Source organism: Pseudomonas citronellolis (genome assembly GCF_900112375.1).
Classification (GTDB): Bacteria; Pseudomonadota; Gammaproteobacteria; order Pseudomonadales; family Pseudomonadaceae; genus Pseudomonas; species Pseudomonas citronellolis.
In genome coordinates, this window is the sequence record NZ_FOLS01000013.1 from 96,919 (window position 1) to 112,275 (window position 15,357).

The 15,357-nt window shown below is 65.6% G+C and carries 12 protein-coding genes; all 12 read left to right on the forward strand.

Annotated features, from left to right (window positions below; translation table 11 throughout):
- Window positions 1-78: 78 nt before the first annotated feature.
- The 12 genes from purB to nuoG all read left to right on the forward strand — a co-directional run bounded on the left by purB (window position 79) and on the right by nuoG (window position 15,347).
- A complete protein-coding gene (gene purB / locus BM060_RS14255) occupies window positions 79-1,449 on the forward strand; it encodes an adenylosuccinate lyase (protein WP_074980666.1) in 1,371 nt (456 codons plus the stop codon).
- Between the two features lie 60 nt (window positions 1,450-1,509).
- On the forward strand, window positions 1,510-2,685 hold the full coding sequence (locus BM060_RS14260; RefSeq protein ID WP_074980667.1) for a ribosomal protein uL16 3-hydroxylase: 1,176 nt from the start codon (window positions 1,510-1,512) through the stop codon (window positions 2,683-2,685).
- Window positions 2,678-3,106 (forward strand): GNAT family N-acetyltransferase, encoded by a 429-nt coding sequence (locus BM060_RS14265; RefSeq protein ID WP_009623246.1) that lies wholly within the window; start codon window positions 2,678-2,680, stop codon window positions 3,104-3,106. Before BM060_RS14260 ends, BM060_RS14265 begins: the two co-directional genes overlap by 8 nt.
- A 10-nt stretch (window positions 3,107-3,116) precedes the next feature.
- On the forward strand, window positions 3,117-3,734 hold the full coding sequence (locus BM060_RS14270; RefSeq protein WP_074980668.1) for a DUF7931 domain-containing protein: 618 nt from the start codon (window positions 3,117-3,119) through the stop codon (window positions 3,732-3,734).
- Window positions 3,731-4,546: a secretin N-terminal domain-containing protein gene (locus BM060_RS14275; protein WP_074980669.1), complete on the forward strand. Its 816-nt coding sequence runs from the start codon at window positions 3,731-3,733 to the stop codon at window positions 4,544-4,546. The genes BM060_RS14270 and BM060_RS14275 overlap by 4 nt, the downstream gene beginning before the upstream one ends.
- Before the next feature lie 490 nt (window positions 4,547-5,036).
- Window positions 5,037-6,632 (forward strand): isocitrate lyase, encoded by a 1,596-nt coding sequence (locus BM060_RS14280; RefSeq protein WP_074980670.1) that lies wholly within the window; start codon window positions 5,037-5,039, stop codon window positions 6,630-6,632.
- Between the two features lie 1,084 nt (window positions 6,633-7,716).
- Window positions 7,717-8,130, forward strand: a complete 414-nt coding sequence (locus tag BM060_RS14285; protein ID WP_009623254.1) for an NADH-quinone oxidoreductase subunit A — start codon at window positions 7,717-7,719, stop codon at window positions 8,128-8,130.
- A gap of 10 nt (window positions 8,131-8,140) precedes the next feature.
- Window positions 8,141-8,818, forward strand: coding sequence for a NuoB/complex I 20 kDa subunit family protein (locus BM060_RS14290; protein ID WP_009623256.1), 678 nt, complete (start codon window positions 8,141-8,143; stop codon window positions 8,816-8,818).
- Between the two features lie 60 nt (window positions 8,819-8,878).
- Window positions 8,879-10,660: an NADH-quinone oxidoreductase subunit C/D gene (nuoC, locus tag BM060_RS14295; RefSeq protein ID WP_074980671.1), complete on the forward strand. Its 1,782-nt coding sequence runs from the start codon at window positions 8,879-8,881 to the stop codon at window positions 10,658-10,660.
- A gap of 2 nt (window positions 10,661-10,662) precedes the next feature.
- A complete protein-coding gene (gene nuoE, locus BM060_RS14300; protein WP_116424017.1) occupies window positions 10,663-11,157 on the forward strand; it encodes an NADH-quinone oxidoreductase subunit NuoE in 495 nt (164 codons plus the stop codon).
- Window positions 11,154-12,503 (forward strand): NADH-quinone oxidoreductase subunit NuoF, encoded by a 1,350-nt coding sequence (nuoF, locus tag BM060_RS14305; RefSeq protein ID WP_043318276.1) that lies wholly within the window; start codon window positions 11,154-11,156, stop codon window positions 12,501-12,503. Before nuoE ends, nuoF begins: the two co-directional genes overlap by 4 nt.
- 129 nt (window positions 12,504-12,632) lie before the next feature.
- A complete protein-coding gene (gene nuoG / locus BM060_RS14310; RefSeq protein ID WP_074980673.1) occupies window positions 12,633-15,347 on the forward strand; it encodes an NADH-quinone oxidoreductase subunit NuoG in 2,715 nt (904 codons plus the stop codon).
- Window positions 15,348-15,357 lie beyond the last annotated feature (10 nt).

Consider the following 15,357-nt stretch of genomic DNA (forward strand, 5'->3'; position numbering starts at 1 on the left):
AGCAAGTACGGGCGACGGCGCGCCCTTTCGTGTATGATGTGCGCCCTTTTCGTTGACCGACAGCCACGAGAACGCCCCATGCAGCTTTCCTCCCTTACCGCGGTTTCCCCCGTCGACGGCCGTTACGGCAGCAAGACCAGCGCCCTGCGTCCGATCTTCAGCGAGTACGGCCTGATCCGTTTCCGCGTCCTGGTAGAGGTCCGCTGGCTGCAGCGCCTCGCGGCGCACGCCGGCATCCCCGAGGTGGCGCCCTTCTCCGGCGAAGCCAACGCCCTGCTCGACAAGCTGGCCGAGGACTTCCAGCTGGAGCACGCGCAGCGCATCAAGGAAATCGAACGCACCACCAACCACGACGTGAAAGCCGTGGAGTACCTGCTCAAGGAGCAGGCGGCCAAGCTGCCGGAGCTGGCCAAGGTCAGCGAATTCATCCACTTCGCCTGCACCAGCGAGGACATCAACAACCTGTCCCACGCCCTGATGCTGCGCGAAGGCCGCGACCAGGTGCTGCTGCCGCTGATGCGCCAGATCGCCGAGTCGATCCGCGAGTTGGCGGTGCAGTTCGCCGACGTGCCCATGCTCTCGCGCACCCACGGCCAGCCGGCCTCGCCGACCACCCTGGGCAAGGAACTGGCCAACGTGGTCTACCGCCTGGAGCGGCAGATCAAGCAGGTCGCCGAAGTCGAGCTGCTGGGCAAGATCAACGGCGCCGTGGGCAACTACAACGCCCACCTGTCGGCCTACCCGCAGGTGGACTGGGAAGCCAACGCCCGCGAGTTCATCGTCCACGACCTGGGCCTGGCCTGGAACCCCTACACCACCCAGATCGAGCCGCACGACTACATCGCCGAGCTGTTCGACGCCATCGCCCGCTTCAACACCATCCTCATCGACTTCGACCGCGACGTCTGGGGCTACATCTCCCTGGGCTACTTCAAGCAGAAGACCGTGGCCGGCGAGATCGGCTCCTCGACCATGCCGCACAAGGTCAACCCGATCGACTTCGAGAACTCCGAAGGCAACCTGGGCATCGCCAACGCGATCTTCCAGCACCTGGCCAGCAAGCTGCCGATCTCCCGCTGGCAGCGCGACCTGACCGACTCCACCGTGCTGCGCAACCTCGGCGTCGGTTTCGCCCACAGCGTCATCGCCTACGAAGCCAGCCTCAAGGGCATCGGCAAGCTGGAGCTGAACGCCGCGCGCATCGCCGACGACCTGGACGCCTGCTGGGAAGTCCTGGCCGAGCCGGTACAGACCGTGATGCGCCGCTACGGCATCGAGAACCCCTACGAGAAGCTCAAGGAGCTGACCCGCGGCAAAGGCATCAGCGCCGAGGCCCTGCAGGTGTTCATCGAAGGCCTCGACATGCCCGCCGAAGCCAAGGCCGAGCTGAAGAAGCTGACTCCGGCGAACTACATCGGCAACGCCGCCGCCCAGGCCAAGCGCATCTGACATGCGCTGAACATTTGCACGCCCGGCTGTGCCGGGCGTTTTTGTTTCAAGGACTTACATATGAATCCTGCTATTCCTCTTCAGCTCCTGGGCGGCATCAGCGCCGATGAATTCCTCCGCGACTACTGGCAGAAGAAACCCCTGCTGGTGCGCCAGGCCATCCCCGGTTTCGAAAGCCCGCTGGAGGCCGACGAGCTGGCCGGCCTGTCCCTGGAGGACAGCGTCGAGTCGCGCATCGTCCTCGAACACGGCAACACCCCCTGGGAAATGCGCCGCGGCCCCTTCAGCGAGGACACCTACAAGGAACTGCCCGAGCGCGACTGGACCCTGCTGGTGCAGGCCGTCGACCAGTTCGTGCCGGAAGTCGCCGGCCTGCTGGAGCACTTCAAGTTCCTGCCCAGCTGGCGCATCGACGACGTGATGATCAGCTACGCCGCTCCCGGCGGCGGTGTCGGCCCGCACTTCGACAACTACGACGTGTTCCTGCTGCAGGGCCACGGCCGCCGCCGCTGGAAAGTCGGCCAGCTGTGCGACGCCGACAGCCCGATGCTGCAGCACGCCGACCTGCGCATCCTCGCCGACTTCCAGCAGAGCGACGAGTGGGTGCTGGAACCCGGCGACATGCTCTACCTGCCGCCGCGCCTGGCCCACTACGGCATCGCCGAGGACGAGTGCATGACCTACTCGGTCGGCTTCCGCGCCCCCAGCGCCGCCGAGGTGCTGACCCACTTCACCGACTTCCTCGCCCAGTTCCTCTCCGACGAGGAGCGCTACAGCGATGCCGGCATGGCCGCCGTGCAGAGCGGCGAGGACCAGCACAAGATCCAGCGCGACGCCCTCGACCGCCTGAAGAACCTGCTGCAGGAGCACATGAGCGACGAGCGCCTGCTGCTCACCTGGTTCGGCCAGTTCATGACCGAGCCGCGCTACCCGGAACTGGTGGCCGGCGAGGAGATCGACGACACAGACCTGCGGCAGGCCCTGGAAGACGGCGCCGTGCTGGTGCGCAACCCCAGCGCGCGCCTGGCCTGGAGCGAAGTGGACGTCGGCCTGCTGCTGTTCTCCAGCGGCCAGAGCGTGGTGCTGCCCAAGGCCATGGAGCCGCTGCTCAAGCTGGTGTGCTCGGCGGACGCCCTGCACAGCGACAACCTCGGCCAATGGCTGGGCGACGAGGATGGGCGTAAGCTGTTGGCAGAATTGGTCAAACAGGGCAGTTTGGAGTTTGCCGATGAGTAACAAGATCAGGGTTCGCCTGGCCGATTGGCAGAAGGACAATGCCGACCTGCGACGCATCCGCGAGGCGGTCTTCATCGCCGAGCAATCGGTGCCGCCGGAACTGGAGTGGGATGCCGAGGACGCGGAAGCCGTGCACTTCCTCGCCTTCGAGGGGGACTACGCAATCGGCACGGCGCGCCTGCTGCCCGACGGCCACATCGGCCGCGTCTCGGTACTCAAGGACTGGCGCGGACTGAAGGTCGGCGACCAGTTGATGCGCGCCGCCATCGAGGAAGCCGAGCGCCGCCAGCTCAAGCGCCAGCTGCTCACCGCCCAGGTCTATGCCATCCCCTTCTACGAGCGGCTAGGCTTCAAGGTGGCCAGCGGCGAATTCCTCGAAGCCGGCCTGCCCCACGTCGACATGGTGCGCGAAAGCGCCTGAGGAAGCCGCGATGAAAGACGCCCCGGACCACGAAGGCCAACTCCCGGCCATCGACTTCCAGTCCCCGGGGCGTTTCAGCGTGCACAACCCGGTGCCAGAACTGCCGGCCTCCCAGCCCTGGGAACCGGCGCCCTTCCGCCTCGGCGAGGCCAGCGGCCTGCAACGCTTCGGCGAACCAGAGGCCGCCCGCTCCCATGCCCTGGCGCTGATGCAGCAGGCCAGCCGCAGCCTGTGCCTGTACAGCCCCGACCTGGAAGCCTGGCTGTACAACCACAGCAGCATCCAGGAAGCCTGCACCCGCCTGCTGCTGCGCCATCCGCAGAACCGCCTGCGCATCCTCCTGCGCGACAGCACCCGCCCGGTCAGGGAAGGCCACCGCCTGCTCAACCTCAGCCGGCGCCTGTCGAGCAACCTGCACATCCGCCTGCTCAACCCGGACTACCCCAGCCCGGAACAGGCCTTCCTGCTCGCCGACCAACTCGGCCTGCTGCTGCGAACCGAACCAGCGCTGCCCGCCGGCCATGCCCACTACAACGACCCCGGCCGCGTGCGCCAGCTCCAGGCGCAGTTCGACCAGGCCTGGGACACCAGCCTCGCCGACCCTAACCTGCGGAGCTTCCTGCTGTGAGCCATCGCCGAACCGCCCTGCTCCTCGCCTGCGCCATCAGCCTGGCCGTCCAGGCCGCGCCGCGCACCGAGATCCTGCCGTTGAGCTACCGCACCGCCGACGAAATCCTCCCGGTGGTGCAGCAGGTCCTCGGCAACGAAGGCCGGGTAACCGCCTACGGCAACCAACTGGTGGTCAACGCCGAGCCAGCGAAGATTCGCGAGCTGCAGCAGGTGCTGGAGCAACTGGACACCCGCCCCCATCGCCTGCTGATCAGCGTCGACACCAGCGATTCCAGCCAGCGCAGCCGCAGCGGCTATTCGGTGAACGGCTCGGCCAGCGTCGGCAACGTCGAGATCCAGAGCGGCCGCGGCGAGGTCCACGGCCGCGACCAGGTGCGCATCATCGACAGCTCCACCGCCAGCCGCAGCGGCGGCGTGCAGCAGATCCAGACCACCGAGGGCTCGCCGGCGCTGATCCAGGTCGGCCAGAGCCAGCCGGTATATAACGTCGGCGTCGGCCCCTACGGCCAGGTCTACAGCCAGACCGAGTACCGCGACGCCAACCGCGGCATGTACGTGACCGCCACCTTGAGCGGCAACATCGTCCACATCGACCTGGACACCCGCAACGACCGCTTCAACAACAGCGCCCCCGGCGCCATGGACACCGCCGGCGCCAGCACCCGCCTGAGCGGCCGCCTCGGCGAGTGGATCGAGGTGGGCGGCGTCAGCGAAAACAGCCAGGGCAGCCAGGGCGGCCTGACGCGCAATTACAGCACCCAGGGCCGCAGCGACAGCAGCCTGCGGGTGAAGGTCGAAGTGCTCGACTAAGCCTTCCGAAGGTGACCGGAGAGTCCTCCTTAGACCTTCGTGTAGTAGTCCAAAAAAAACACTACAAAACGTTTGACGAACGTTTGTTCGAAAGGCATGATGGCCTCGCTCCCGCTAACCAGGGGCCCTGAACCGGGCCTCCGGATCGAGCCCGCAGCCCACTCGCTGTGCCGGTCCGTGTTGTTACAGCCCACAAGGCGAAATGACGAGGTTGCGACTGGCAAGAAGTTGTCCTGAGGGACGGGGAAGCAAACAACGTATCAGCAAGATGGTCGAATGCAGCCATTCGCCCTCGCCCAACGGCAGCCACGAGCCGGCAAGCGATCCCGAATGCCATCGCTGCGATCATCTACCTGTTCGCCCGCGCCACCCCCTCCCCCTCTGCGTCAATCCTTCCAGTCGTCATTTCGCCATCTGCGGCGAGCGATCCCACGGGTCCTGCGTGGGAAGTCGGTGCTCAACCAACACATTTTTTGAAGGATTGTTGACCATGTCCGCATATCAGAACGACATCAAGGCCGTTGCCGCCCTGAAAGAGAAGTTCGGCAGCAGCTGGAGCGCTATCAACCCCGAGTCCGTCGCCCGTATGCGCGCCCAGAACCGCTTCAAGACTGGCCTGGATATCGCCAAGTACACCGCGGCCATCATGCGCAAGGACATGGCCGAATACGACGCCGACTCCTCCGTCTACACCCAGTCCCTGGGCTGCTGGCACGGCTTCATCGGTCAACAGAAACTGATCTCCATCAAGAAGCACCTGAAGACCACCAACAAGCGCTACCTCTACCTGTCCGGCTGGATGGTCGCCGCGCTGCGCTCGGACTTCGGCCCGCTGCCCGACCAGTCCATGCACGAGAAGACCGCGGTTTCCGGCCTGATCGAAGAGCTGTACACCTTCCTGCGCCAGGCTGACGCCCGCGAACTGGACCTGCTGTTCACCGCCCTGGACGCCGCCCGCGAAGCCGGCGACAAGGTCAAGCAGGACGAGATCCAGGCCCAGATCGACGGCTACGAAACCCACGTCGTACCGATCATCGCCGACATCGACGCCGGCTTCGGCAACCCTGAAGCCACCTACCTGCTGGCCAAGAAGATGATCGAAGCCGGTGCCTGCTGCATCCAGATCGAGAACCAGGTTTCCGACGAGAAGCAGTGCGGCCACCAGGACGGCAAAGTGACCGTTCCGCACGAAGACTTCCTCGCCAAGATCAACGCCGTTCGCTACGCCTTCCTCGAGCTGGGCGTTGACGATGGCGTGATCGTCGCCCGTACCGACTCCCTGGGCGCCGGCCTGACCAAGCAGATCGCCGTGACCAAGCAACCGGGCGACCTGGGCGACCAGTACAACTCCTTCCTGGACTGCGACGAGATCAGCGCGGCCGACCTGCAGAACGGCGACGTGGTGATCAACCGCGGCGGCAAGCTGCTGCGTCCCAAGCGCCTGCCCTCCAACCTGTTCCAGTTCCGCAAGGGCACCGGCGAAGACCGCTGCGTCCTGGACTGCATCACCTCGCTGCAGAACGGCGCCGACCTGCTGTGGATCGAAACCGAGAAGCCGCACGTTGGTCAGATCAAGGGCATGGTTGACCGCATCCGCGAAGTCATCCCGAACGCCAAGCTGGTCTACAACAACAGCCCGTCGTTCAACTGGACCCTGAACTTCCGCCAGCAGGTGTTCGATGCGTTCGTCGCCGAAGGCAAGGACGTTTCCGCCTACGACCGCGCCAAGCTGATGAGTGTCGAGTACGACGAGACCGAGCTGGCCCAGGTTGCCGACGAGAAGATCCGCACCTTCCAGCGCGACGGCTCGGCCCACGCCGGCATCTTCCACCACCTGATCACCCTGCCGACCTACCACACCGCCGCACTGTCGACCGACAACCTGGCCAAGGGCTACTTCGCCGACCAGGGCATGCTGGCCTACGTGAAAGGTGTTCAGCGTCAGGAACTGCGTCAGGGCATCGCCTGCGTCAAGCACCAGAACATGGCTGGCTCGGACATCGGCGACAACCACAAAGAGTACTTCGCCGGCGAAGCCGCGCTGAAGGCCTCGGGCAAAGACAACACCATGAACCAGTTCCACTAAGAACCGGTTCGCCCGCCCCCTCGGGGCCGGGAAGCGGCCCAGCCGCAAAGGTGTAGCGCCAATGAAAACGCCGTTTCCCTTGGGAAACGGCGTTTTTTCATGTCCGGCGCCGAGATGCGGCGGATAACCGCGGGCGGTTATCCGCCCTACGAACTCGCCGACTGACGCCGAACTATCCGCCCACTCCGAACGGCCCCCTCTCCCGCTTGCGGGAGAGGGGGCTCTTCTGCGAGTACGCGGAGTGAACAACTGGCTTGCCGGCTACGCCGAGATGCTCTTCGTAGGAGCGAGCTTGCTCGCGAATGAGCCCCGCAGCGGAGTTTGTTCGCGAGCAAGCTCGCTCCTACGAGAAGCCTGCGGACCTTGTCCGCGATATCCGGAGGTTCCCGCGCGATTCGCGGATAAGATCCGCTCCTACACTGCCCCACCCACGTCATTCCATGTAGAAGCGCGCCCTGCGCGCGAATCGCGGGCAGGGCCCGCTCCTACAGTTCTCCGGGAGGCGCTGCGCTCCGGGCTGACACCCACCTGTAGGAGCGGATTCATCCGCGATCCGGCCGGCAGGCCGGCCTATGCCGACGCTCACACCTCCCTGGAACCGTTATCCGCCCTACGCAGCGGCCTCCGACGCACACCCCAACGCCCCCAAAACAGCTCATTGGGAAATTCCCGACGCCAATTGACGCCCATAAACCCTTAAAACGGCCGACAATAAAAAGTACGACGCCTATATGTAGTAAAGTTACGGATAAACGACACCACGAATGATAATATTTATCATTTAAAGAGCGCTAGAAACACTTTCTTCATATCCGTAAAAGTGCCATTCGACCAAAGCCTGATCCGCGCCAGCCCAGGCGTAGAGCGGCCTGCAGCCGGGGCCCGGACAAAAATGCAAAAGCCTTTTGCCCGATTTGGAAGCATCTGTTTGTGTTAGAAAAATTTACTTGCCCGAGGCTTTGGGCATAAAATTGGAAAGATCACTGGAACCCTTAGCTCGCTATCTTGAGCCCGAGGTTCATGCAGCCGGGCGAAGGCCCGGAATCCAAGACCACCGCTAATTTTTGTAGGAAGGAGTATCGGCATGCCCAACCCAGCTGAACTTGCAGCTCAACACTGGGGACTCGCCGCCTTCCTTCTAGGCGTGGTCGGCCTGCTGGCCTTCATGCTAGGGGTTTCCTCGCTGCTGGGCAGCAAGGCATTTGGTCGCAGCAAGAACGAGCCCTTCGAATCCGGCATCGTTCCCACCGGCAGCGCACGCCTGCGCCTGTCGGCAAAATTCTATCTGGTCGCGATGCTCTTCGTGATCTTCGACGTCGAAGCCCTCTTCCTCTTCGCCTGGTCCGTGTCCGTCCGTGAAAGCGGTTGGGCCGGTCTGGTCGAGGCCACCATTTTCATTGCAATTCTGTTGGCAGGTCTTGTCTACCTCTGGCGGGTCGGCGCGCTCGATTGGGCGCCGGCGGCACGTCGCGAGCGGCAGGCGAAGCTAAAACAATGAGGCTTTGGCGATGCAATACAAACTTACCCGGATCGACCCCGATGCGGCCAACGATCAGTACCCGATCGGCCAGCGCGAAACGGTAGACGACCCTCTAGTAGAGGGGCAGGTCAGCAAGAACATCTTCATGGGCAAGCTCGAGGATGTTCTCAACGGCGCCGTCAACTGGGGTCGCAAGAACTCGCTGTGGCCCTATAACTTCGGCCTGTCCTGCTGCTACGTGGAGATGACCACGGCGTTCACCGCGCCGCACGACATCGCCCGCTTCGGCGCCGAAGTGATTCGTGCCTCGCCGCGCCAGGCGGACTTCATGGTCATCGCTGGCACCTGCTTCATCAAGATGGCCCCGGTCATCCAGCGCCTGTACGAACAGATGCTGGAACCCAAGTGGGTGATCTCCATGGGCTCGTGCGCCAATTCCGGCGGCATGTACGACATCTACTCGGTGGTCCAGGGGGTCGACAAGTTCCTCCCCGTGGACGTCTACATCCCCGGCTGCCCGCCCCGCCCCGAGGCATTCCTGCAAGGCCTGATGCTGCTGCAGGAATCCATCGGCCAGGAGCGTCGCCCGTTGTCCTGGGTGGTTGGCGATCAAGGCATCTACCGTGCCGAAATGCCTGCCCAGAAGGACCTCAAGCGCGAACAGCGCATTGCGGTCACCAACCTGCGCAGCCCCGACGAAGTGTGAAGCCGACCTCCACGAGAGGCCCTTACTTCACTCCACCGTTGACCGATAGCGACCGAGACCATGACCGCAGACTCCGCTCTGTACATCCCGCCCTATAAGGCGGACGACCAAGACATAGTCGTCGAACTGAATTCCCGCTTTGGCGCCGAGACCTTCACCGTCCAGGCCACCCGCACCGGCATGCCGGTCCTCTGGGTGAGCCGCGAGAAGCTGATCGACGTCCTCACCTTCCTGCGCAACGTACCCAAGCCCTACGTGATGCTCTACGACCTCCACGGGGTCGACGAGCGCCTGCGCACCCACCGTCGCGGCCTGCCGGGCGCCGACTTCAGCGTGTTCTACCACCTGATGTCGCTCGAGCGTAACAGCGACGTGATGATCAAGGTGGCCTTGTCCGAAGGCGACCTCAACCTGCCCACCGCCACCCGTATCTGGCCGAACGCCAACTGGTACGAGCGTGAGGTCTGGGACATGTACGGCATCCACTTCAACGGCCACCCACATCTGGCCCGCATGCTGATGCCGCCGACCTGGCAGGGCCACCCGCTGCGCAAGGACTACCCGGCGCGCGCCACCGAGTTCGATCCCTACTCCCTCTCCGTGGCCAAGCAGGAGCTGGAGCAGGAAGCCCTGCGCTTCAAGCCCGAGGACTGGGGCATGAAGCGCCACGGCGAGAACGAGGACTTCATGTTCCTCAACCTCGGCCCGAACCACCCCTCCGCCCACGGTGCCTTCCGCATCATCCTGCAGCTCGACGGCGAGGAGATCCTCGACTGCGTGCCGGAGATCGGCTACCACCACCGCGGCGCCGAGAAGATGGCCGAGCGCCAGTCCTGGCACAGCTTCATCCCCTACACCGACCGCATCGACTACCTCGGCGGGGTGATGAACAACCTGCCGTACGTGCTCTCGGTGGAGAAGCTCGCCGGCATCAAGGTGCCGCAGCGCGTCGACGTCATCCGCATCATGATGTCGGAGTTCTTCCGCATCCTGAACCACCTGCTGTACCTGGGCACCTACATCCAGGACGTGGGCGCCATGACCCCGGTGTTCTTCACCTTCACCGACCGCCAGCGCGCCTACAAGGTGGTCGAGGCCATCACCGGCTTCCGCCTGCACCCGGCCTGGTACCGCATCGGCGGCGTCGCCCACGACCTGCCGCGCGGCTGGGACAAGCTGGTCCGCGAATTCCTCGACTGGATGCCCAAGCGCCTGGACGAGTATGAAAAGGCGGCGCTGCAGAACAGCATCCTGCGCGGCCGGACCATCGGCGTGGCGCAGTACAACACCAAGGAAGCCCTGGAGTGGGGCACCACCGGCGCCGGCCTGCGCGCCACCGGTTGCGACTTCGACCTGCGCAAGGCCCGCCCCTACTCCGGCTACGAGAACTTCGAGTTCGAAGTGCCGCTGGCCCACAACGGCGACGCCTACGACCGCTGCATGGTGAAGATGGGCGAGATGCGCCAGAGCCTGCGCATCATCGAGCAGTGCCTGAAGAACATGCCCGAAGGCCCGTACAAGGCCGACCACCCGCTGACCACGCCGCCGCCCAAAGAGCGCACGCTGCAGCACATCGAGACGCTGATCACCCACTTCCTGCAGGTTTCCTGGGGCCCGGTCATGCCGGCCAACGAAGCCTTCCAGATGGTCGAGGCGACCAAGGGTATCAACAGCTACTACCTGACGAGCGATGGCAGCACCATGAGCTACCGGACGCGCATCCGTACGCCCAGCTTCGCGCACCTGCAACAGATTCCGTCGGTCATCAACGGCAGCATGATCGCCGACCTGATCGCCTATCTGGGCAGCATCGACTTCGTTATGGCTGACGTGGACCGCTGATCATGAGCACCATCATCCAGACTGACCGTTTCGCCCTGAGCGAAACCGAGCGCTCGGCCATCGAGCACGAACTGCACCACTACGAGGACTCCCGCGCGGCGTCCATCGAAGCCCTGAAGATCGTCCAGAAGGAGCGCGGCTGGGTGCCGGACGGCGCCATCCCGGCGATCGCCGAGATCCTCGGCATCCCCGACAGCGACGTCGAAGGCGTGGCCACCTTCTATAGCCAGATCTTCCGCCAGCCGGTCGGCCGCCACATCATCCGCGTGTGCGACAGCATGGTCTGCTACATCGGCGGCCACGAGTCGGTGGTCGGCGAGATCCAGAAGCAACTGGGCATCGGCCTCGGCCAGACCACCGCCGACGGCCGCTTCACCCTGCTGCCGGTGTGCTGCCTGGGCAACTGCGACAAGGCCCCGGCGCTGATGATCGACGACGATACCCACGGCAATCTCGAGCCGTCGGCGGTCGCCAAACTGCTGGAGGCCTACGCATGACGCTCCTCACCTCCTACGGCACCCCCAACCGCACCGCGCGCGCCGCGGAAACCCACCCGCTGACCTGGCGCCTGCGTGACGACGGCGCCCCGGTCTGGCTGGAGGAATACCAGGCGAAGAACGGCTACGCCGCCGCGCGCAAGGCGCTGGCCGAAATGGCTGCCGACGACATCGTCCAGACCGTCAAGGACTCCGGCCTCAAGGGCCGCGGCGGTGCGGGCTTCCCCACCGGCGTGAAGTGGGGCCTGATGCCCAAGGACGAATCCCTCGACATCCGCTACCTGCTGTGCAACGCGGACGAGATGGAGCCCAACACCTGGAAGGACCGCATGCTCATGGAGCAGCTGCCGCACCTGCTGGTGGAAGGCATGCTGATCTCCGCGCGGGCGCTGAAGGCCTACCGCGGCTACATCTTCCTGCGCGGCGAATACGTCGACGCGGCGCGCAACCTCAACCGCGCCATCGACGAAGCCAAGGCCGCCGGCCTGCTGGGCAAGAACATCCTCGGCAGCGGCTTCGACTTCGAGCTGTTCGTCCACACCGGCGCCGGCCGCTACATCTGCGGTGAAGAAACCGCGCTGATCAACTCGCTGGAAGGCCGCCGCGCCAACCCGCGCTCCAAGCCGCCCTTCCCCGCCGCTGTCGGCGTCTGGGGCAAGCCGACCTGCGTCAACAACGTCGAGACCCTGTGCAACGTGCCTGCGATCGTCGAGAACGGCGTCGACTGGTACAAGGGCCTGGCGCGCCCGGGCAGCGAAGACATGGGCACCAAGCTCATGGGCTTCTCCGGCAAGGTGCAGAACCCCGGCATCTGGGAACTGCCCTTCGGCATCCCGGTGCGCGAGGTCTTCGAGGACTACGCCGGCGGCATGCGCGAGGGCTACAAGCTCAAGGCCTGGCAGCCCGGCGGCGCCGGCACCGGCTTCCTGCTCCCCGAGCACATGGACGCCCTGTTCTACGCCGGCGGCATCGCCAAGGTCGGCACCCGCATGGGCACCGGCCTGGCCATGGCGGTGGACGACAGCATCAACATGGTCTCGCTGCTGCGCAACATGGAAGAGTTCTTCGCCCGCGAGTCGTGCGGCTGGTGCACCCCGTGCCGCGACGGCCTGCCGTGGAGCGTGAAGCTCCTGCGCGCGCTGGAGCGTGGCGAAGGCCAGCCCGGCGACCTCGAGACCCTCGAGCAGTTGGTCAACTTCCTCGGCCCAGGCAAGACCTTCTGCGCCCACGCACCGGGCGCCGTCGAACCGCTGGGCAGTGCCTTGAAATATTTCCGTCCCGAGTTCGAAGCGGGCGTCTCCCGCCAGGCTCAGGCCGCGCCGCAACCGCAACGCGTCGGCGCGTAAAGCTTTGGATGCCGGGCCCGCGGGCCCGGCGATGTTCCGTCGTAGCGCCGCGGCATGCCGCCGGCCCGACGGAGCCGTGATTTCCCTTAGCCAAGCCCGCTGACAACGGGCCAACGAAGAACTTGAACCATGGCCACTATCCACGTAGACGGCAAGACGTTAGAAGTCGATGGGGCGGACAACCTGTTGCAGGCCTGCCTGTCCCTCGGACTCGACATCCCCTACTTCTGCTGGCACCCGGCGCTCGGTAGCGTCGGCGCCTGCCGGCAGTGCGCGGTCAAGCAGTACACCGACGAGAACGACAAGCGTGGTCGTCTCGTCATGTCCTGCATGACCCCCGCCACCGACAACACCTGGATCTCCATCGAGGACGAAGAGGCCAAGGCCTTCCGCGAGAGCGTCGTCGAATGGCTGATGACCAACCACCCGCACGACTGCCCGGTGTGCGAGGAAGGCGGTCACTGCCACCTGCAGGACATGACGGTGATGACCGGCCACAACAAGCGCCGGTACCGCTTCACCAAGCGCACCCACCAGAACCAGGAGCTCGGCCCGTTCATCGCCCACGAGATGAACCGCTGCATCGCCTGCTACCGCTGCGTGCGCTACTACAAGGACTACGCCGGCGGCACCGATCTGGGCGTCTATGGCGCGCACGACAACGTGTACTTCGGCCGCATCGAGGACGGCGTGCTGGAGAGCGAGTTCTCCGGCAACCTGACCGAGGTCTGCCCGACCGGCGTGTTCACCGACAAGACCCACTCCGAGCGCTACAACCGCAAGTGGGACATGCAGTTCGCCCCGAGCATCTGCCATGGCTGCTCCAGCGGCTGCAACATCAGCCCCGGCGAGCGCTACGGCGAGATCCGCCGCATCGAGAACCGCTACAACGGCTCGGTGAACCACTACTTCCTCTGCGACCGCGGCCGCTTCGGCTACGGCTACGTCAACCGCGAGGACCGTCCGCGCCAGCCGATGCTGATGCTCAGCAAACAGAAGCTGAGCCTGGACGGCGCCCTTGACCAGGCCGCAGCTCTGCTCAAGGGCCGCAAGGTGATCGGCATCGGTTCGCCGCGCGCCAGCCTGGAAAGCAACTACGCGCTGTCCGAACTGGTCGGCGCCGGCAACTTCTACAGCGGCATCGCCGCCGACGAGCTGCAGCGCCTGCGCCTGGTGCTCAAGGTGATGCAGGAAGGCCCGCTGCCCTCCCCCACCATCCGCGACATGGAAGACCATGACGCGGTCTTCGTGCTCGGCGAAGACCTCACCCAGACCGCCGCCCGCATCGCCCTGGCCCTGCGCCAGTCGGTGAAGGGCAAGGGCGAGGACATGGCCGCCGCGATGAAGATCCAGCCGTGGCTCGACGCCGCGGTGAAGACCATCGCCCAGCACGAGAAGAACCCGCTGTTCATCGCCAGCCTGGCCGAGACGCGCCTGGACGACGTCGCCGCCGAGTGCGTGCACGCCGCCCCCGAGGACCTGGCCCGCCTGGGCTTCGCCGTGGCCCACGCGATCGACCCGAGCGCCCCGGCCGTGGCCGGTCTGGAACCGGAAGCGCAAGCCCTCGCCCAGCGCATCGCCGACGCCCTGGTCGCCGCCAAGCGCCCGCTGGTGGTCTCCGGCGTATCGCTGCGCAGCAACGCCCTGATCGAAGCCGCGGCGAACATCGCCAGCGCGCTGAAGCAGCGCGAGAAGAACGGCTCGCTGAGCCTGGTGGTGCCGGAAGCCAACAGCCTGGGCCTCACCCTGTTCGGCGGTGAATCCGTCGAAGCCGCGCTGGAGCAACTGACCTCCGGCGCCGCCGACGCCGTGGTGGTGCTGGAGAACGACCTGTACCGCCGCGCCGAAGCCGCCCAGGTCGACGCCGCCCTGGCCGCCGCCAAGCTGGTGATCGTCGCCGACCACCAGAGCACCGCGACCAGCGCCAAGGCGCACATCGTCCTGCCGGCCGCCAGCTTCGCCGAAGGCGACGGCACCCTGGTCAGCCAGGAAGGCCGCGCCCAGCGCTTCTTCCAGGTCTTCGACCCGACCTACTACAACGCCGACAACCTGGTCCGCGAAGGCTGGCGCTGGCTGCACGCCCTGCACAGCACCCTCGAGGGCAAGCGCGTCGACTGGACGCAGCTGGACCACGTGATCGACGCCGTGGTCGCCGCCAAGCCGCACCTGGCCGGCATCCGCGACGCCGCGCCGAACGCCGCGTTCCGCATCAAGGGCCTGAAGCTGGCGCGTGAACCGCACCGCTATTCCGGCCGCACCGCCATGCGCGCCAACATCAACGTCAGCGAGCCCCGCGCCCCGCAGGACATCGACAGCGCCTTCGCCTTCTCCATGGAAGGCTATTCCGGCAGCGCCGAGCCGCGTCAGCAGATTCCCTTCGCCTGGTCCCCGGGCTGGAACTCGCCGCAGGCCTGGAACAAGTTCCAGGACGAGGTCGGCGGCCACCTGCGCGCCGGCGACCCGGGCGTGCGCCTGATCGAGGCCAAGGGCGAGGCCCTGTGGTTCAGCGACGTACCGGCGCCGTTCCACACCCCGGCCAGCCAGTTCAAGGTGGTGCCCTTCTATCACCTGTTCGGCAGCGAGGAGAACAGCTCCCGCGCCAAGCCGGTGCAGGAGCGCATCCCGGAAACCTACGTGGCCCTGGGCCGCGAGGAAGCCGAGCGCCTGGGCCTGGCCGAAGGCAAGCTGCTGCGCCTGAGCGTCAAGGGCCACGAGCTGCGCCTGCCGCTGCGTATCAGCGAAGAGCTGGGCGCGGGCCTGGTCGCCCTGCCGGCCGGCCTGGCCGGTATCCCCGCCGGTGTGTTCGGCGGTGTCGCTGAAGGTCTGCAGGAGGCTGCGCAATGAGCTTGATGAG